Below are 18,063 nucleotides of genomic sequence, written 5' to 3'. Positions count from 1 at the left end.
GCTGTATGTGATCTGGCACTGCTGGCAGGACGGCGTCGCCTACGACCCCGCCAAGCACGGAGCCCTCCAGGCCCTGCTCAGACAAGATCAACAGGCGGCGGCTTGACACAGGGCTACTCATGCCACCTCCTCGCCTGCGGCTCGGAGTGGCATGCGCCAGGCACCGTGCTCATCTACTCGCTCGCTACGCTCGCTCACACCGCCTCCTCGGCCGGCGGGTCCGCCGGACTCGCGACTCTCCCGCGTCTGACTCCGGACAGGGCGGCCGCCAGGTCCGCGCGGTCCACGAGCGCGGCGACGAGGAGCCCCGCGACCACGGCCGTCAGACCGGCCAGAGCGGCCGTGAGGAGACCGCCCCACGGCCCTGCCCCCGCCAGGGGAAGCCGGGCGGCCGCCGCTCCCGCGAGGAACCCCGCACCCCCGCCCAGCAGGGCTGCCAGACCGGCCCGCGCGACGCCGTGGACGGCCCGCGCTCCCCGCGCCCGCACGACCGAGGCCAGCAGCAGCGCGGCCCCCACGGTCATGCCGGCCGCCTGGCCGAGCGCGAGCCCGCCCAGACCCCAGCCGTCCGGCAGCACGATGACGAACGCCACCTGGGCGACGGCCACGACCAGCCATCCGGCGACCTGCCCCCGGGCCGCCGCCCTGCCCTGCCCCGCGGCGTACAGCACCCGGCTGAGGTGGGCCACCAGGCCGTACCCGATCAGCCCCGGCGCGAACAGCGCGATCCCCCGGGCGAACTCGGCCGCGGCGACCTCGGTGTCCGCCTGGGCGAGGAAGACGTGCGCGACCGGTCCCGCGATGGCGGCGAGCGCGCCCGCCGCCAGGCCGCAGACCAGCACAACCGCACGGGTCGTCCGCGCCGCCAGCGCCGCGAAGCCCTCGGCCTCGGCCTGTGCCCGTGCGGCGAGCGCGGGGAACGCGCTGGTCGCGATGGGCACCGCGAGCACGGCGTACGGCACCTGGTAGATCGCCCAAGCGTAGTTGTAGGCGGGCAACGCGCCCCCGCCGACGCGGTTGGCCACAGGGATCAGGATCGCCGCGGCGGCCTGCTGGGCGACCAGCGCGCTCAGCCCGGCCAGGGCCAGCCGCCGCACCTGTACGGCGACGCCCTCGGGAAAGCGGAGCGTGGGCCGCCACCGCAGGCCGAGCCGCCACGTGGGCCCGACCACGGTGACCACCAGGGCCAGCACCCCGAGCGTCGTGCCCGCCGACAGCGCGATCTCGGCCGGTCCCGGCACCGTGGCGGGATCCTTGTGGCCGCCGCTGAGCGGACCGAAGGCAAGGTACGCGACGATGACCACCACGCTCGACACCAGCGGCGCCAGCGCCGGCCCCGAGAAGCGGCGATGGGCCTGCAGCACGCCGTAGAGCACCACGGCCATGCCGTACAACGGGATCTGCGGCGCGAAGACGACCAGCATGCGCGCGGCCACGGCGGCGACCTGACCGGGGTCGCAGCCTCCCACCTCGGAGCCGACGAGCAGGCGCGCCACGGGCACCGCGACCAGCGTGGTCAGCGCCGCGAGCGGCACCAGCAGCACCAGCACCCAGGTCAGCAGCGCGGAGGCGATCCGGCCGATCTCGTCGCGCGCCCCGCCGTCCGATCTGGTGGCGGCGCCGGCGAGCACTGGGACGACCATCCCGGCGAGCGCGCCGCCCGCCACGACCTCGAAGACGATGTTCGGCACGTTATTGGCCGTGTAGTAGGCGCTGGCGAGGCAGTTCGTGCCGACCGTGCGGGCGAACGCCAGCTGCTTGGCGAAGCCTGTCACCCGGGCCAGGACCGTGATGACCCCGATGAGGACCGCCGCCCCGGCGATCCCCGCCCCGAGTCGTCTAACCATGCCGCTTATCCACGCCGCTTATCCATGCCGGTGCCGTACGCCGTCGCGGACGACCCTGGTCGTCCAGGTCACCCGCGCGGCCCCGACGTGCCGGGGGCGGTCTGCGGAGCGCGGCGGCCGAGCATGTCCAGGCGGTTGAGCACTCGGTTGCCGGCGATGACCTTGGTGAAGCTGACCTTCTCCGAGGCCGCGGTGAGAGCGGCGACGACACCGAGGGCGGCGATCCGGCCGGGCCGGCCCAGCCGGGCGGTGGCCGCCAGGCCGAGCAGCGCGCCGAGCGCGTTCGCCCCGGCGTCGCCGAGCATCGCCCGCTCGCCCAGGTCCTCGGGCAGCAGCGCCGCCGCCGCGCCCAGCGGAACGGCGGTCAGCGCGGCCGCCTGGCGGGAGCGCGGGCCGTACGGCGCCGCGACCGAGGCGGCCAGCAGGGGCGCCCCGGCGAGCAGCCCGACCTTGATCGCGCGGCCGGGCCGCAGGTCGAACAGGTTGGCCAGGTTGGCGCTGCCGGCGATCAGCGCGCCGTCGACGAGGGTGTCGAGAGACCGCGTCACCATGCCCCGGCCGTCGCGGGGGGCGAGCGCCGCCGCGGCGAGCCCGGTCGCGCCGATGCCGAGGATCTTGACCGCGCCGCTGGTCACCTCGCCGCGCGCGAGCGCGGCCAGGTGCCCCTTGAACCCCTTCGACGAGGTCGAGCCGAACAGGTCGTCGTACGCACCGAGGACGCCGCTGCCCGCGCCGGCGAGCACGGCCGCCGCACGGGTGCGTACGGGCAGGCCGGGGGCGAGGGCGGAGGCGGCGACCGCGCCGGCGGCGAACGCCGGGCCCTCCAGCAGCGTGACCGGCTCGCCCCGGTGGTTGACCCGGGTCCAGTACTCGTCGGCGGTCTTCTCGTCACCGATGGGCGGGCGGCGCCGGAACGCGGCGAAGGCGGCGCGCGCGGCGACGGCGCCGAGCGCGGCGCCGACGGCGGCCCCGAGCGCCGCGGCGGCGCGGGTGCCGGCCTGGGAACGTGTGGCCACGGCTGTTGCCCTTCTCTCCGTTGGTGTGCCGGCGGGCGGCTCAGCCCCGGCTCGCCACCGGGGTGGGGGTCTGGCTGGGCGCGGTCACCGCGGGCTCGAACGCCGTCGCGCCGCTGCCGACGCCGTACGCGCCGGAACGGCCGGTCAGTTGCTCCCGCAGAGCGTAGACCACGACGACACGGCCCGCGGCGAAATCGACGGTGTCGACCGTCGAGACGGCCGAGGCCACGCCGCCGGTGTCGTGCAGGGCCGCGATGACCCCGCCCGTGCCGGAGGCGGTGACGGTGCCCGCGAGGACGGTGCCGAGAGCGCCGGTGTCGAGGCCGGCCGCCACAGACACCATCGCGTCCGTCTGGTGAGCGGCGTCCTCTCCCTCGTACGGCTGAGACGGCGCGACCACGATGGCCATCGTGGCGCGCTGCTCCGGATCGCCGTTCAGGGTCAGGAAGTCGCCGGCCTGGAACGACTCCAGCACGGCGGTCGCCGCCGGGTTGACCCGGCCCGCCTGCGCACGGTCGTTGGTCACGATCGCGCTCGCGAGGATCGCGGCGGCCTTGTCGTAGGGCGAGGCCCCGTCGGGGAAGGCGGTGCCGGCCGGGGCGAGGTTGGCGGCCAGCCCGTCCACCACGTTCGCCTGCTCGGCGTCGGTGAACTTCTCGGTCAGGCTGACCCTGCCGCTGTAGACGGCGCCCGCACTCGTCACGAGCTTCTCGATCGGGTCGCGCAGGGCGGCCGACGCGCCCGGAGCCTCGACGAGCACGACGCGCTCCCCGGCGAGCTGGCCGCGTACGAGCTCGGGCAGGTGGGTCGTGACCAGCGAGTCGCCGCCCTCCTCGCGTGTCTGCAGCTCCGAGATCTGCGTCAGGTACTTCTCGTTGGCCTGCCGCAGTGACGCGGTCATCTCCTCGGCCGACTTGAAGAACGTGGGCTCGAGCACGGTGCTGCCCAGCACGATGCCGACCGTGAGCGCGAGGAAGATCGCCACGATCGAGACGAGGTGATAACGGAAATCGATCACGAGAAGAGTCCGACCAGCCAGAAGATGAAGCCGTTCCAGGCCACGCGCAGGCCGTTCAGCCACACCTGGCCGATCGGCGACACCGAGAGCACGACGCCGATCGTGACCAGCGTGGTGGCCACGAGCAGCAGGAGGGAGGGTGTGGAGATCCGGCTGCGGTAGAGCCTGCTCACACCCTTGGCGTCCACGAGCTTGCTGCCCACCCGCAGGCGGGTGAGGAACGTGCTCGCCGCGCCCGACCTGCCCTTGTCCAGGAACTCGTCGAGCGTCCAGTGGGTGCCGACCGCGACGATCAGCGTGGCGCCCTTGTCATCGGCGAGAAGCATGGCGATGTCCTCGCTCGTCCCGGTCGCGGGGAACACGACCGCCTCCTGGCCGAGTTTGTGCACCCGCTCCAACCCCGGAGCCCGCCCGTCGCGGTAGGCGTGGACGACCAGTTCGGCGCCGCAGCACAGCGCCTTCTCCGAGACGGAGTCGAAGTCGCCCACGATGATGTCGGGCACGTACCCCGCGTCGAGCAGCGCGTCCGCACCGCCGTCCACGCCGATCAGCACCGGGCGGTACTCCCGGATGTACGGCCGCAGCGTGGCGATGTCCTCCTTGTAGTGGTAGCCCCGCACCACGATGAGGGCGTGGCGGTTCTCCAGGGAGGTGCGGATGTCGGGCACGCCGACCCCGTCGATCAGAAGGTCGCGCTCGCGCCGGACGTACTCCATCGTGTTCGCGGCGAAGGCCTCGATCTGGACGGCCAGGCCCGCGCGGGCCTCGGTCATCGCCGCCTCGACGCTCTCGGCGGTCTGCGGCTGCCCCTTGCCGATCAGCTCCTCGTCGAGGTAGACCATGCCCTCGTGGACGCGGATCACGTCGCCGTCCGCGATCCGCTCGAACAGCTCCGGCGACGCGTTGTCGATCAGGGGAATGCCCGCGTCGATCAGAATCTGCGGCCCGAGGTTGGGGTAACGGCCGCTGATGCTCGCGGCGACGTTGACCACGGCCGCCACGCCGCACGCGACGAGGGCCTCCCCGCTGACCCGGTCGATGTCGACGTGATCGATAATCGCGATTTCCCCGGGCTTGAGGCGCTTGGTCAGCCTCTTCGTCCGCCTGTCGATTCTCGCCACTGCCGTCACCCCGGGAAGGCCCTCGGCCTTCCTGCGGCGGAGGCCCGGAACATTCAAGCTCGGGACCTTCATCATGACCATCCTGCCAGAGGCGGCGACCGCCACGCTTCCACACCCCACGGCTCGTCTGATTTCTCACTGCAAGTCGGGGATGTTGCCGAGGTGCGCCGACCGGGGGCATCCGGGGTTGACGCACACCTTCCGCGACGCCGTCCGACCCCCGTTTCCTCGCCCCCTCGTTCCCGGGGCTTGACTGCTTCCCGGCGCGCCCCGATCCAAACGTCACCCCCGCGCGCGCTCCGCCGAGTGTACGCCCCGGGCGGGCCGGGGACGGCCTCGGGACACACGCGCTCAGCCCGGGGCCGACGCGCGACGCTCAGCCGGAACGCCGGTGCGCGGCGCTCAGCCGGAACGCCGGTGCGCGGCGCTCAGCCGGAACGCCGGTGCGCGGCGCCCGGCCAGTGCGCGGCGCTCAGCCCGGGGGGGCCAGTGCGCGGCGCTCAGCCCGGGGGGCCGGTGTGCGGCGCTCAGCCGGCGGTTCGGCGGCCCGAGCGCTTGGACCCACCCGAGGACTGCTTCTCCCAGGCGGCCTTGTCGCCGGCGGCGATGGACAGCAACTCGGCCGCGTGCGCCCGGCCGAGTTCGGAGTCCTCCAGGCCGGCGAGCATCCGCGACAGCTCCCGCTCCCGACCCTCCTGGTCGAGCGTCACGACGCCGCTGCGGACCACGCTGCCGTCGCTCGCCTTCTCGACCACGAGGTGCTGGTCGGCGAAGGCCGCCACCTGCGGCAGGTGGGTGACCACGATGACCTGCGCGGTCCTGGCGAGCTTGGCCAGCCGCCTGCCGATCTCCACGGCCGCCTTGCCGCCCACACCGGCGTCGACCTCGTCGAACACGAACGTCGGCACGGGGTCGGCGCCGGCGAAGACCACCTCGATGGCGAGCATCACCCGGCTCAGCTCACCGCCCGAGGCGCCCTTGGTCAGCGGCAGCGGCGGCGCGCCGGGATGCGAGGCCAGCCGGAGCTCGACCTCGTCCACGCCGTGCGGGCCGAAGCCCTCCGTGGCGGTGATCGCCACGCTCACCCGGGCGTGCGGCATGGCGAGCGCGGTCAGCTCCTCGGTCACCGCCCGGCCGAACCGCTCGGCCGCGGCGGTGCGGATGGCGGTCAGCTCACCGGCCAGCTCGCCCAGCCGCTCGGTGAGCTCGCCGTGCTCCCGCGTCAGCTCATCGATGCGCTCGTCGTCGCCGTCGAGCTCCGACAGCCTCTCGGCGGCCCGCTGCGCCCAGGCGAGGACGGCCGAGACGTCCAGGCCGTACTTGCGCATGAGGCCGTTCAGCGCCGCCCTGCGCTCCTGCACCGCCGCGAGCCGCGCCGGGTCGGCCTCGACCGACTCGGCGTACGCGGCCAGCTCGGTGGCCACGTCGGAGACCAGGTAACCGGCCTCGGCCAGGCGGTCGGCGAGCCCGGCGAGCGCGGGGTCGAAGTCGCGCACCGACTCCACGGCCGCCTTGGCGTGACCGAGAAGCGACACGGCGTCCTGCACGTCCTGCGCGCCCGACATCGGATCCCCGAGCAGCGCCGTGTGCGCGGTCGTGGCGGCGGTGCGCAGCGCGTCGGCGTGGGAGAGCCGCTCGGCCTCCTCCTTCAGCTCCGCGTCCTCTCCCGGCCGGGGCTCCAGTTTCTCGATCTCCTCCAGGCCGAACCGCAGCACGTCGGCCTCCTGCGTCCGCTCCCTGGCCTTGACGGTCAGCTCGTGGAGCAGCTCGCCCACCTGCTTGTGCCGCTTGTATGCCTGCTCGTAGGCCCGCAGGGGTTTGATCAGCTCGTCGCCGGCGTAGCGGTCGAGCGCCGCGCGCTGCCTGCCGGGCTGCAATAGCCGCTGCTGGTCCATCTGGCCGTGCACGGCCACGAGGTCGTCGGCGATGTAGGTCAAAGTGCCCACCGGCACGGCACGGCCGCCCAGCCAGGCACGGGAGCGGCCCTCGGCGGAGACCGACCGGGAGATGATGAGCTGCCCGTCCTCGACCTCGCCGCCGACGTCGGCGACCTGCTGGGCCACGCGGCCCCCCGGCTCGATGACGAGCGTGCCCTCGATCGTGGCCTTGTCCGCGCCCGGCCGGACCCTGGCCGGGTCGGCCCGCCCGCCGAACAGCAGGCCGAGGCCGGTGACGACCATCGTCTTGCCGGCTCCCGTCTCACCCGTGACGACGGTGAATCCCGGTGACAGCTCCAGGATGGCTTCGTCGATCACGCCGAGCCCCTGGATGCGGACCTCCTCGACCCGTGGCCGCACTGGTCCCTCCCGTTTTGCCGACCGAACTCGCCAGAGATCCTACGCGTAACTCGTCAAGATTTTCGAGGACGGCGTGTCCGGCCCGCGACCCGAACGAAGATCTGTGGACATGAAATGCCTGCTCATCCGGCATATCGCCACCAACCGCCACACTGCGCTGTGGACCGCGGCGCCTTCGCGATCAGCCGGAGCGCACCCGGCCCCGCCAGCCCTGCACCGGCAGGCCGAACTTCGCCACCAGACGGTCGGTGAAGGGCGCACCGGTGGTCTCCACGCCGAGCAGACGGGCCAGCCGCACCGGCACCTCGCCCCTGCGGACCTCCACGCGGGCGCCGGGCGGGATGTCGAAGCGGCGGCGCCCGTCGCACCACAGCACGCCGGCGCTGGTGTCGGGCAGGATCTCCAGCGCGAGCGTGGACTTCGGCGAGACCACCATCGGCCGGGCGAACAGGGCGTGGGCACTGTTGGGCACGAGGAGCAGCGCCTCCACCTCGGGCCACACCACCGGGCCGCCCGCCGAGAACGCGTACGCCGTCGACCCGGTGGGGGTCGCGCAGATCACGCCGTCGCACCCCCAGCGCGACAGCGGGCGGCCGTCGATCTCCGCCACGACCTCCAGCATGCGGTCCTTCTTCTCGACCGACGCCTCGTTGAGCGCCCAGGTCCGGGCGAGCACCGAGCCGTTGAGGCGCACGACGACCTCGACCGTCATGCGCTTTTCGACCTCGTAGCTGCCCTCGACCACCCGGTCCACCACGGACGCCAGGTCCTCCACCTCCGCCTCGGCGAGGAAGCCCACATGGCCCAGGTTCACGCCGAGCAGCGGCACCGCGGCCGGACGGGCCAGCTCGGCCGCGCGCAGCAGCGTGCCGTCACCGCCCAGGACGATGATCAGCTCGGCCCCCTCCAGCGCCGCCCCGTTCTCCGGGACGACCTCCGCGTGGACACGGCCGAGCTCCTCGGCCTCCTCGTCGAGCACCCGGACGTTGATGCCCGCCTCGATCAGCCGTTCCACGACCAGGCGGGCGCTGCGCACGGCCGCCTCCCGGCCCGTGTGCGCCGTCACCAGGACGGTCCTCTTGGCGTCCGTCCGGTCGCCCGCCGCGCCGCCCGTGCTCATCGCGTTCATCGTCTCCACGCCTCGCCGCCCGCGCTCACCGGGGTCCCTCCGCGACCGCCGTGTCGATGGCGGCGTCCACGTCGGGAACGGGCTCGTGTCCCGGTCCCTTCCCGAGCCACAGCACGTATTCCACGTTCCCGGACGGTCCCGGCAACGGGCTCGCCGTCACGCCCTTGACCGTCAGGCCCAGCGAGCGCGCCGACACCGCGACGTCCCGCACCGCCTGCGTCCGCAGGGCCGGGTCGCGTACGACGCCTCCCTGCCCCACGCGCTCCTTGCCGACCTCGAACTGGGGTTTCACCAGCATCGCGAACTCCGCCACCTCGGCCGCGCAGCCCGCCAGGGCCGGCAGGACGAGCCGGAGGGAGATGAAGGACAGGTCCCCGACGATCAGCGTCGGCGGCTCGCCCACCATCTCAGGGGTCAGGTCGCGGACGTTGACCCGCTCCATCACCGTGACCCGCTCGTCCGTGCGCAGCGACCAGGCGAGCTGGCCGTACCCCACGTCGACCGCGAGCACGTGGGCGGCACCATGCCTGAGCAGCACATCGGTGAAGCCGCCGGTCGAGGCTCCCGCGTCGAGACATCGGCGCCCCTCCACGCGGAGCCCCTCGAACGCGCGCAGCGCGCCGAGCAGCTTGTGCGCGCCCCTGGACACGTAGTCGGGGCCCTCCGCCGCCTCGGCGACCACGATGGGGGCGGCGGTGTCCACCTGGGTGGCCGCCTTGCCCGCCACCCGGCCTCCGACGCTGACCCGGCCCGCCTCGATGAGCTGGACCGCCTGCTCCCTGGAACGGGCGAGCCCCCGGCGCACGAGCTCGCTGTCCAGCCGGACGCGCTTCACCGGACCCACCCCGCCGCGGCGCCGCGTGCCGGGTGCGTCCGGCTCCCGGCGACCGCGGCCGCTCTCGTGGCACTCACCGGTCGCTCTCTTCGTTGCCGCCGGCTCCGGCCTGCGGTCCCCCGGCATCCTCCACGGACGCGAGCACCGCTTCGAGACCGGCCAGGACCTGTTCGAAGACGCCCACGTGCTCGGACACCGGCACGTGCGCCAGCCGTCCGAGAGGCGACAACGCGGCCTGCACGCCGTCGGCGCCCGAGGCGAGGTGTTCCCCGGCCGCGATACCGCTGTCCGTCATGGTCCCTTCCTGCTGCGCTGCCCCGTCACGATCCTCCGCGCGCGGTCTCACACTCGCGCCGGAGGCCTCGGCCCGTGCTCTCGCCGGACCGGGCCCCGGACGTGCCGTACGCGCACGCGGCCCATGCCGCGGCGGTCCCCGGTATGGGCCGCGACGGCGCTGGTCGCCTCGACGCTATCGGACGCCACCGACGATCGTGCGCCATCCGGCCGTTCGGCGAGGGACGGCGAGACATTCCCTCGCATGGTCTCGCCCCCGGGGCGGTTGCCGTTCCATGACCCGGCGCGGATTTCGCGCAGCCCGCCGGTGGAAAGCTACTGTCGGTAGGTGGAGGGGAAATCACATCGTCGACCGCTGATCCGCGCACGGCACGAGGCGAAGCGGTCCACGAGAAGACACGGTCCGTGAGAAGAGAGGCAGGCGCATGGCGACCGTCGAGGAGTGCCGGGCGGCGCTGGACAAGCTCGTCAAGCAGTTCGACGAGATCAGCGAGGAGGACCGTGCCAGGCACGTGGTCGAACGCCGGCTGGCCTGCCGGATCTCCGATCTCGGCGTGACGTTCTACGGCCGCCTCCACCGGAACGGGCTCGACCCCTTCAAGGAGGTGCCCCCGGAGGACGGGCGGCCCGCCGAGGTCAAGCTGACGCTCAAGAGCGAGGACCTGGTCTCGATGGTGAACGGCGACCTCGACATGGGCCGCGCGCTGCTCGGCGGCCGCATCAAGATCGACGCGAGCCTCGGCGATCTGCTGCGTCTGCGCAAGCTCCTCTGACCGCTCCCGCCCATCCCGTTGAGCGGACCCCGGATCGCGAGACGCACCGCGCCCGCGGCTGCGGGGTCCGAAGCGGCGGCCGTCACCTCGTGAACGGCCGCCCTGACGGGCAGGCACTCCGGTCACCGCGTAAAGCAGTGGCCGCGTGGAGCGGTGAGTCGGCACCCGAGGCCGTGCCACTGCCGTCATGACCTTGGCCCCGGTCACCGCGTGAAGCAGCGGCCCCGTAAAGCGGTGAGCCCTCACCGGAAAGCGTGCACGGCCGCCGTTCTTGACGCCGGTCAGCGGCCGAGCGACGCCAGGGCGCCCTTGACCGCGTCCTCGTCCGCCTGACCGTCCCCCGCGGCTTCCCAGGTGGCGGCGCACGCGGCGCGCAGCCCCTCGACGGGGTCGCCCTCCCCGGTCAGCACGAGCTCCCCGTCCTGCCAGGCGGCGGTCCAGTCGCCGCAGGTCCAGCCGCCCGAACTCCGCCGTACGGGGACCATGGGCGCGTGCAGGCCGGACAGGTCGGCGGCGATGTGGGTGGGCCGGTGCCGGGGCGCGGCGGTGAGCACGTCGAGAGGGCCGGCGACGCCGGTCAGCACGAGCAGGCTGTCGACGCCGGCCCGGGTCGCGCCCTCGATGTCGGTGTCGAGCCGGTCGCCCACGATCAGCGGCCGCTCGGCGCGGGTACGGATCATCGACTCCCGATGCAGCGGCGGCTCCGGCTTGCCCGCGACCACTGGTTCGACACCCGCGGCGGTGGCGATCACGCGGCTCATCGCCCCGTTCCCGGGCTGTTCGCCCCGGCCCGTCGGCATCGTCGCATCGCCGTTGGCCGCGACGAACCAGGCTCCCTGACGTACGGCGAGCGCCCCTTCGGACAGCAGCCCGTAGGACAGGTGCTCGGCGAACCCCTGCACCACGGCGGCGGGAGCGTCCAGGGCCGTCGTGACGGGCCGCAGGCCGTGCTCGCGCAACGCCATCCGCAGTCCCATGCCCCCCACGACCAGGACGGCCGAGCCCGCCGGCACGTGCTCCGCGATCAGCCGGGCGGCTGCCTGGGCGGATGTGACCACATCCGCCGGGGCGGCCGGAACGCCCAGATGATTGAGGTGCTGTGCGATCGCCCCCGGTGTGCGGCTCGCGTTGTTCGTCACGAACGCGAGCCGCACGCCCAGGTCCCGAGCCTTGACCAGCGCCTCGGGCGCACCGGGAACCGCCTGTTTCCCGAGATAGACGACACCGTCGAGGTCCAGCAGCAACGTGTCGTAGGCGTCCGCGAGGGTGCCGGTGATTTCTGACATGGCGGAAGTATGGCCTACGGTCACGCACGCCTCGCCCGCAGCGTGGCCCGGACCTGCTTCAGCGCGGACACGTAGTGCCGTAGGTCGGGGCGCATCGCGACCGCCACCGCGAGCGGCTCCTGCGCTCCCTCGACGTCTCCGCTGCGCCACAGCGACAGGCCCAGACCGAAGTAGGCGTAGTCCTCGGCGGGATTGGCGTCGACGATCCAGCGGAAACTGCCGGCGGCCTCGTCGTATCGCTTGGAGTTGAACTGGGCGCGGGCGAGGGCCTCGCGGATGCTGCGCGAGTCGGGCTCGGCCCGTGCGGCGTGCTCCAGGATCGCCGCGGCCGCGGCCGGGCTGCCCTCTTCGAGCAGTCTCATGCCGCGCTGGAACCACTCGTAGACACCACCGGAAGGCGTACCGCCCGGATCATTGGAAGAAGAAAATGCCTCGTTTCGCCCCTCGATCATCGGGTAAGCCCTCCTGCACTCCGATTTCGCAAGCAACCGGGCACCGCAGCGTCGGGGAGTCCGGGCACTTATGGCAACATGCCCGGTATGGAGAGTTCTGAACGGGCGGGACTGGTGCTACGTCCGTTCCACGGCGTCCGATACGCGGTGGACGACCTGGCCGCTGTCACCTCCCCACCGTATGACCTCATCTCCCCCGAGGAACTGCGGGAACTGCTCAGTCGTCATCCGAACAACGTAGTGCGCCTGATCCTTCCCGGAATCAGCCACTACGGCGAGGCGAGCGCAGCGCTGGGCGAATGGCTCGCCGAGGGAGTGCTGGCGGTCGACTCCCTGCCCGGCCTGTACGTGTACGAGCAGAGCGGGGTCGGTTTCCTGCAGCGGGGCCTGATCGGTGGCGTGGGGGTCGGGTCGGCCTCGATCCTTCCGCATGAGAACGTGCTGCCGGAACCCGTCGCCGACCGGCTCGCCCTGATGCGGGCCACACAGGCCAACTTCGAGCCGATCTTCTTGTTGTACGAGGGCGGCGGCACCGCCTCCCGGCTCGTCGACGACGTGGCGACACAGCGATTCCCCCTGATGGACGTCCGGACCCGTGAGGGCGTGCACCACCGGCTCTGGGCGGTGACCGATGTCCACGAGATCGACGCCGTGGCGGAGGACCTGCGTGATCGCCAGGCGCTGATCGCCGATGGTCACCACCGCTATGCCACCTACGAGGCACTGCAGAAGGACCACATCGGGCCCGGGCCCTGGGACTACGGCCTGGCGTACCTGGTCGACTCCACGGTCTACCCGCCCGACCTCAGGGCCATCCACCGGGTCATTCCTGGGCTGCCCCTGCAGGAGGCCGCCGCCCGGGCCAAGGGCGCCTGGCAGGTCCACGAGTTCCCCCTGGTCGAGGACGCCCTCGCGGGCCTCGCCACGGCGACCGGCCCCGCCTTCGTGCTCGCCGGCGACGGACCCGCCCACCTGCTGACGGATCCGGACCCGCTGCAGGTCGAGCACGCCATGCCGTCCGGGCTGTCCGCGCGGTGGCGGATGCTCGACACCTCGGTCCTCACGGCGTTCCTCCTGCCCAAGGTGTGGGGGATCACCGACAGCGAGCAGTCGGTGATGGTCGTGCACCACGACGCGCTCGCCGCCGTGGACAGGGCGCGCCGGCTCGGTGGAACGGCGGTGCTGCTGAATCCGCTGTCCACGGAGGACGTCCTCACGGTCGCGGCGCAGGGTGAACGGGTGCCGCGCAAGTCGACCTCGTTCGGTCCCAAGCCCAGGACGGGCCTGGTCATGCGGACCTTCGCCACTGACTGACCACCTCGCCGGCGGGCTGCGCGGAGTCGGCGACGTGCTGACGGCAGGACGACGGCGCGGGAGACGCCGCGGCCTGCCCGCCGGGAGAACCCGGAAGGCCTGCGGGCTGAGCCGCACCGCCGGAGAACGCCCCTGCGGCCCCATGGCTCACGGACGCCTCCCTGACCTCAGCCACCTCGGCCTGGGCATCCGCGACTGGGGCGTCCGCCTGGGCGGCTTCAGCGACGGCATCGCTCACGGACGCCTCGCCGACATCAGCCGCTTCGGCTTCGGCATCTACTTGAGCGGTCCCAACGGTGGCGTCCCCAGCGGCGGTGCCGTCATCGGCGCGGGGAGTCCTCCTGCGCCGCCTCCCCGCGGGCACGGCCGGCTCGACGCGGCGTGCCCTGTGAACCTCGATCTCGTAGCGACTGCCGCCGCGCCACCAGCGGCGGCGCAGCGCGCCTTCCACCTCGACCAGATCATCGAGCTGCCAGCCGGCCAGCATGTCGCGCACCCCGTCGTCGAAGGTCGCGCATTCGATCGCGTCCGACCGCTGGAAGCTCGGGCGGCCTCCGGGCCTGCGGACCGCGAGGCGCCACTGTGTCAGCAGGGCTCCGCTCGGCAGTTCCCGGTGCGCCGGCTCCAGGGACAGCCGCCCGGCCAGCGTCACCTCGTTGCGGTGCATGTGATCTCCTCTCTGCCACCGAGATCACTGTGCGCGACCGGGTTGGGCCGGCGACTCCCTGAATGCCATTCTGTGGATACCGGTTCTAGTTACAGGAGTGGGCTGTGGACAACGTGACTCCACTCGGCGGCGACGTCTACGAGATCGACACGCGGATGGCGGGCTATTCCGGCATCACCGCCGGCTATCTGATCCTCGGCGACCGTCCGTGCCTGGTCGAGACGGGCACCTCGACCTCGGCTCCCGTGGTCAGGGACGCCCTGTCGTCCCTCGGGGTGGGACCGGACGATCTCGCGACCGTCGTGGTGACCCACATTCACCTGGATCACGCGGGCGGCGTGGGAGACATCGCGAAGTACTATCCGTCCGCGGAGATCGTCGTTCACGAGAAGGGCGCCCGCCATCTCGCCGACCCGTCCCGGCTCATGGCGAGCGCCAAGATGGTCTGGGGCGACAAGCTCGACGTACTGTTCGGCACTCTCGCGCCCACCGACGCGGCCCGCATCCGGGCCCTGGGCGACACCGGGACGATCGACCTGGGCAACGGCCGCACCCTGGCGAGCCACTACTCCCCCGGTCACGCCAAGCACCATGTGGGCCTGCTGGACTCGCTCACGGGGGACCTTTACGTGGGCGATGCCGCCGGCGTGTATCTGCCCGAGACCGGAGACCTCCGGCCCGCAACGCCGCCGCCGGACTTCGACCTCGACGTCGCTCTCGACTCGATAGCGCTGTTCACGGCCCTGAGACCGCAGCGGCTGCTGTTCAGCCACTACGGGCCCGTGGAGGACGTGCCCACGACCCTCGAACGGTCTGCCGAGGAACTCCGGCTCTGGGTGGACCTCACCAGGCGGGCCAGGGCCGAGGGTCTCGACCTCGACCACGCCGTCGCGATGGTGCGCGACCGGACGCGGGAGCGGTACGCCGCGCTGCGCGCCGACGCGGCCACCGCCGAGCAGTTCGAACTGCTGAGCGGCGCACCGTCGAACGTCGCGGGGATCATGCACTGGCTGGACCGCACCCCGCGCTGACCTCGGCGTCCCGGTTGGAGGCGGATGCTTCTTGCGGGGCAAAAGGAAACGGGCGCCGCCGCGGCGACGCCCGTTCGAACATCTCAGGGCTGGCGCTTCACCCGGTCCTCGGAGTCCTCCGGATCGTCGAGCACGTCGCCGAAGTTCGGTTCGATGAACGCGGGGCCGTAGGACGGCCCGCTCTCCTTCTCCGAAGGCCGATCGCTCTCGTCGGCACCGGGCGCCTCCTTTGCGGCCGAGGACGTCGCAGGCACGTGCGCGTCATCGTCCGCCGAGCCATCGTCCGCCGAGCCGTCGTCTGCCGAAGCGTCGTCTGCCGAAGCGTCGCGCGCCGGGTCGTGGTCCGCGGGCTCACCGGTCGGGACGACCTCGCCGGGGATGCCGGTCTGGTCTTCCTCGTCCTTGACCGTCTCCGGGGTGTCCTCGTCGCCGATCTCCTCCTCGTCTTCCTCTTCCTCGTCGTCGAGGAGGTCGTCGAGGATGTCACCGCCCTCGGGGCCGGACTCGTCGTGGTCCTCCTCCAGGTCCTCGATGAGTGCGCCGGTCAGCTCGGCGTAGCGGTCGGCCGCGTCGGTCTCGCCGTCCTCGTCGAACGCCATGGCGCGGGCGAACCAGTCGGTCGCCGCCTCCTCGTGGCCCGCGTCGGCCAGGGCGTCCGCGTAAGCGAAGGCCAGCCGTGCCGACCAGGGCTTGGGCTGGGGGTCGCGCAGTTCCGGAACCCGCTGCAGCGTGATGACAGCGGCGTCGTGCTGACCGAGGTCACGACGGGCCCCGGACTCCACGATGGCCAGCTCGATCCGGCCCGCGCGGTCCAGCCGTTCGGCCTCACGAGACCGGACGAGGTCGAGTGCCCGCTCGGGCCGTCCAAGGCCGCGCTCGCAGTCCGCCATGATCGGCAGGTACTCGTCCGAGCCGGTGATCCGCCTCGCGGCGCGAAGGTCTCCCAGCGCCTCGGCGTACTGACCCGCGTGGTAGGCGGCGATGCCGGTCGCCTCGCGGACCACGCCGATCCTGCCCGCGAAGCGGCGGGCCACCTTGGCGTGCTCGTACGCCCTGTCCGGTTCCTCCGCGGTCAGCGCGCGGGCGGCCGCCACGAGGTGGCTGGCCACGAGGTCCGCAAGGTCGTTCGGCAATGAACGGAGCTCCGCACGCGCCTCCCGGTCCAGTTCGTCCGGCGTGATGTCCGGCTCCAGCGGGGGGATTTCCTCGCGTGTCCTCGGCCTGCTCGGCTCGTCCGGCCTGCCGTAGCGGGCCCGGCTGCCGCCCCGATCGTCACGGCTGAAAGGACGCGCCGCGCCGCGGTCGCCACCGTAGGACCTGGACTCGTCACGATCCCTGCCGAAGGGACGGCCTCCGCGGTCACCGCCGGACTCGCGCCGCGGCCGGTCACCGGAACCAGGCGCACGCCCACGGAACGTCCGAGCCCCTTCCTCACGGTCACCGCCGGAACGTCTGTCGTCGCGGTCGCGGAAGGACCCGCCAGGCCTGTCCTCCGACGTACGGCGCGGCCTGTCGCGGAAGGAGGAGTCCCGGTCACGGTAGCGATCACCGCCGCCCGCGTCCTGCCGGTCCGCGTAGGAACGCCTGGGCCTGTCCTCGCCGCCTCTGGCGTCGCGGTCCCCGAACGGACGCCGCGGCCGATCTTCTCCCCCGAAGCCTCGGTTCGGGCCCCTGTCCCCGCCTCGGTCGCCGTAGGGACGCCGGGGACGGTCCGGGCGCTCGTTGCCCCTGCCACCCCTGTCGTCACGGCCGTAACCGCGCTCCTGGTCCGGACGTCGCGGTGGGCGACCGCCGGACCCGTCACGATCGTCGCGCTCGTACCGAGGCGTGTAGGAGCGGCCTTCCCTGCTCTCCCGGCTCTCCCGGCCGTCGCGACTGTCGCGCTCGCGGGAGCCGTAACGTCCGCCGAAACCGCCGCCCTGACGCTGGGGCCGGTCTCCGTACCCTCCGCCTTCCCGACGATCCGTGCGGCGCTCCCCGTACGGCCGGCTGCCGCGGTCATCGGACCGGAACGGGCGACCGCCCCGCTCCTCGCGGTCGCGGAAGCCCTGGCTCCCGCGGGAGTCGTCGCGGTCCGCATACGAGCGGCGCGGCCGATCGGTCCGCGAGGCGTCCCTGTCCTGGTAGGTGCGATCCCGGCGTCCCTCGTAGCCTCCGGCGCCGCGCGGCCGGTCGCCGCCGCGCTCGAAGTTCCGCCCCCCGTCGCGGTCGCGGTACCCACCGCGATCGTCGGTACGGCCGCCCGCACGATCCGCGGCGCCGAAGGGACGGCGACCGCGGTCATCCCGGTCGCGGTAGCCGCCGCTCCTTTCGCGATCCCCGTAGGAGCCGGTCGTCCTGTCATCGCGATCGCGTGAACCGAACCGTCGACCGGACGGACCGCCCTGGTCGCGGGAGCCGCGCCTGTCGGAGTGGAACGGGCGCTCACCGCGATCGCCGCGATCGCTGCGGTCGCTGCGGTCGCTGCGGAAGCCTTCTCGCCGCTCTCCATAACGACCGCCGAAGCCGCCGCTTCCTCCGTTACCGCGGAATCCCCCGGCGCGCTCGCCCCGGTCTCTGCTCTCTTCGCGGTTGTCTCCGCCACGGCCCGCGCCGTCGCGCCCGTCTTCTCTGTTCACTTCTGTCCTCTGTTGCTTGCTCACCGCGTCCGGTTCGCCGGCCGCAGGGCTCTGTCTTCCCGATGTCCTGACTATTGGGGATCCACCCCATACCCGATGAGTTCCAGGGAAGACACGTTGTTTCGCCGCAGGTCCGCTGAGATCGCGTCCGCCGCAGCCTTCGCTTCTCGTCCGATGCGACGAAGGCCACCCGTGGGGTGGCTCGGCACTGCCAGCCTAGCGCGCCGTCACCACCGCCCGGGCCTCGATGGGCGCTTTCGCTCCCATCCGCCAGGTCCACCTGGCGCCGGAGCGACGACATGACCCCATAAACACAGAAGGGCCACCCCGAAACGGGGTGGCCCTTCTATAAAGATTGTCCGGCG

At 72.8% G+C, this 18,063-nt stretch carries 15 protein-coding genes; 3 read left to right on the top strand and 12 right to left on the bottom strand.

Features of this window, described 5'->3' with window-relative positions:
- Positions 1-194: 194 nt before the first annotated feature.
- From murJ to HHX30_RS39980, 8 genes are all read right to left on the bottom strand, one after another.
- The gene (murJ, locus tag HHX30_RS40015; RefSeq protein WP_169989156.1) at positions 195-1,847 is read right to left on the bottom strand and encodes a murein biosynthesis integral membrane protein MurJ; all 1,653 of its coding nucleotides are present in this window, start codon (positions 1,845-1,847) and stop codon (positions 195-197) included.
- A 68-nt stretch (positions 1,848-1,915) separates the two neighbouring features.
- Complete coding sequence (locus tag HHX30_RS40010) at positions 1,916-2,863, bottom strand: hypothetical protein (RefSeq protein WP_169989155.1); 948 nt, start codon at positions 2,861-2,863, stop codon at positions 1,916-1,918.
- A gap of 40 nt (positions 2,864-2,903) precedes the next feature.
- On the bottom strand, positions 2,904-3,881 hold the full coding sequence (locus HHX30_RS40005; protein ID WP_169989154.1) for a copper transporter: 978 nt from the start codon (positions 3,879-3,881) through the stop codon (positions 2,904-2,906).
- Positions 3,878-5,074 carry a putative cytokinetic ring protein SteA gene (gene steA / locus HHX30_RS40000; RefSeq protein WP_249351052.1) on the bottom strand — a complete coding sequence of 399 codons (1,197 nt, stop codon included), beginning with the start codon at positions 5,072-5,074 and terminating at the stop codon, positions 3,878-3,880. Before steA ends, HHX30_RS40005 begins: the two co-directional genes overlap by 4 nt.
- A 455-nt stretch (positions 5,075-5,529) precedes the next feature.
- Complete coding sequence (gene recN / locus HHX30_RS39995) at positions 5,530-7,299, bottom strand: DNA repair protein RecN (RefSeq protein ID WP_169989152.1); 1,770 nt, start codon at positions 7,297-7,299, stop codon at positions 5,530-5,532.
- Between the two features lie 181 nt (positions 7,300-7,480).
- A complete protein-coding gene (locus HHX30_RS39990; RefSeq protein ID WP_169989159.1) occupies positions 7,481-8,419 on the bottom strand; it encodes an NAD kinase in 939 nt (312 codons plus the stop codon).
- Between the two features lie 34 nt (positions 8,420-8,453).
- A complete protein-coding gene (locus tag HHX30_RS39985) occupies positions 8,454-9,263 on the bottom strand; it encodes a TlyA family RNA methyltransferase (protein ID WP_311923053.1) in 810 nt (269 codons plus the stop codon).
- Between the two features lie 73 nt (positions 9,264-9,336).
- Positions 9,337-9,558: a hypothetical protein gene (locus HHX30_RS39980; protein ID WP_169989145.1), complete on the bottom strand. Its 222-nt coding sequence runs from the start codon at positions 9,556-9,558 to the stop codon at positions 9,337-9,339.
- A gap of 424 nt (positions 9,559-9,982) precedes the next feature.
- Between HHX30_RS39980 and HHX30_RS39975 the strand changes: the two genes are divergently transcribed.
- Positions 9,983-10,330 carry an SCP2 sterol-binding domain-containing protein gene (locus tag HHX30_RS39975; protein ID WP_169989150.1) on the top strand — a complete coding sequence of 116 codons (348 nt, stop codon included), beginning with the start codon at positions 9,983-9,985 and terminating at the stop codon, positions 10,328-10,330.
- 281 nt (positions 10,331-10,611) lie between these two features.
- Here the strand turns inward: HHX30_RS39975 and HHX30_RS39970 are convergent, their stop codons facing one another.
- Positions 10,612-11,616 carry an HAD-IIA family hydrolase gene (locus HHX30_RS39970; RefSeq protein ID WP_169989149.1) on the bottom strand — a complete coding sequence of 335 codons (1,005 nt, stop codon included), beginning with the start codon at positions 11,614-11,616 and terminating at the stop codon, positions 10,612-10,614.
- A 20-nt stretch (positions 11,617-11,636) separates the two neighbouring features.
- A complete protein-coding gene (locus HHX30_RS39965) occupies positions 11,637-12,068 on the bottom strand; it encodes a tetratricopeptide repeat protein (protein ID WP_169989148.1) in 432 nt (143 codons plus the stop codon).
- Between the two features lie 87 nt (positions 12,069-12,155).
- Between HHX30_RS39965 and HHX30_RS39960 the strand changes: the two genes are divergently transcribed.
- Complete coding sequence (locus HHX30_RS39960; RefSeq protein ID WP_249351042.1) at positions 12,156-13,382, top strand: DUF1015 family protein; 1,227 nt, start codon at positions 12,156-12,158, stop codon at positions 13,380-13,382.
- Here the strand turns inward: HHX30_RS39960 and HHX30_RS39955 are convergent.
- Positions 13,357-14,049, bottom strand: coding sequence for a single-stranded DNA-binding protein (locus HHX30_RS39955; protein WP_169989146.1), 693 nt, complete (start codon positions 14,047-14,049; stop codon positions 13,357-13,359). The two genes, HHX30_RS39960 and HHX30_RS39955, sit on opposite strands and share 26 nt — an antisense overlap.
- 104 nt (positions 14,050-14,153) lie before the next feature.
- On the opposite strand from HHX30_RS39955, the gene HHX30_RS39950 reads away from it, so the two are divergent.
- Positions 14,154-15,080: an MBL fold metallo-hydrolase gene (locus HHX30_RS39950; RefSeq protein WP_310742376.1), complete on the top strand. Its 927-nt coding sequence runs from the start codon at positions 14,154-14,156 to the stop codon at positions 15,078-15,080.
- A gap of 83 nt (positions 15,081-15,163) precedes the next feature.
- Here HHX30_RS39950 and HHX30_RS39945 read toward each other — a convergent pair whose 3' ends face one another.
- Positions 15,164-16,213, bottom strand: coding sequence for a hypothetical protein (locus HHX30_RS39945; protein ID WP_249351039.1), 1,050 nt, complete (start codon positions 16,211-16,213; stop codon positions 15,164-15,166).
- Between the last annotated feature and the right edge of the window lie 1,850 nt (positions 16,214-18,063).

The sequence above is a fragment of the Microbispora sp. H10836 genome, assembly GCF_012999525.1.
In the GTDB taxonomy this organism is placed as follows: domain Bacteria; phylum Actinomycetota; class Actinomycetes; order Streptosporangiales; family Streptosporangiaceae; genus Microbispora.
The sequence above is the reverse complement of the archived record's forward strand: the minus strand, read 5'-3'. Positions and strand labels throughout refer to the sequence as shown.

Coding starts and splice junctions, on each gene's coding strand:
- murJ (WP_169989156.1), bottom strand. CDS start 1,847: ATGGTTAGACGACTCGGGGCGGGGATCGCCGGGGCGGCGGTCCTCATC.
- steA (WP_249351052.1), bottom strand. CDS start 5,074: ATGAAGGTCCCGAGCTTGAATGTTCCGGGCCTCCGCCGCAGGAAGGCC.
- HHX30_RS39990 (WP_169989159.1), bottom strand. CDS start 8,419: ATGAGCACGGGCGGCGCGGCGGGCGACCGGACGGACGCCAAGAGGACC.
- HHX30_RS39980 (WP_169989145.1), bottom strand. CDS start 9,558: ATGACGGACAGCGGTATCGCGGCCGGGGAACACCTCGCCTCGGGCGCC.
- HHX30_RS39975 (WP_169989150.1), top strand. CDS start 9,983: ATGGCGACCGTCGAGGAGTGCCGGGCGGCGCTGGACAAGCTCGTCAAG.
- HHX30_RS39970 (WP_169989149.1), bottom strand. CDS start 11,616: ATGTCAGAAATCACCGGCACCCTCGCGGACGCCTACGACACGTTGCTG.
- HHX30_RS39965 (WP_169989148.1), bottom strand. CDS start 12,068: ATGATCGAGGGGCGAAACGAGGCATTTTCTTCTTCCAATGATCCGGGC.
- HHX30_RS39960 (WP_249351042.1), top strand. CDS start 12,156: ATGGAGAGTTCTGAACGGGCGGGACTGGTGCTACGTCCGTTCCACGGC.
- HHX30_RS39955 (WP_169989146.1), bottom strand. CDS start 14,049: ATGCACCGCAACGAGGTGACGCTGGCCGGGCGGCTGTCCCTGGAGCCG.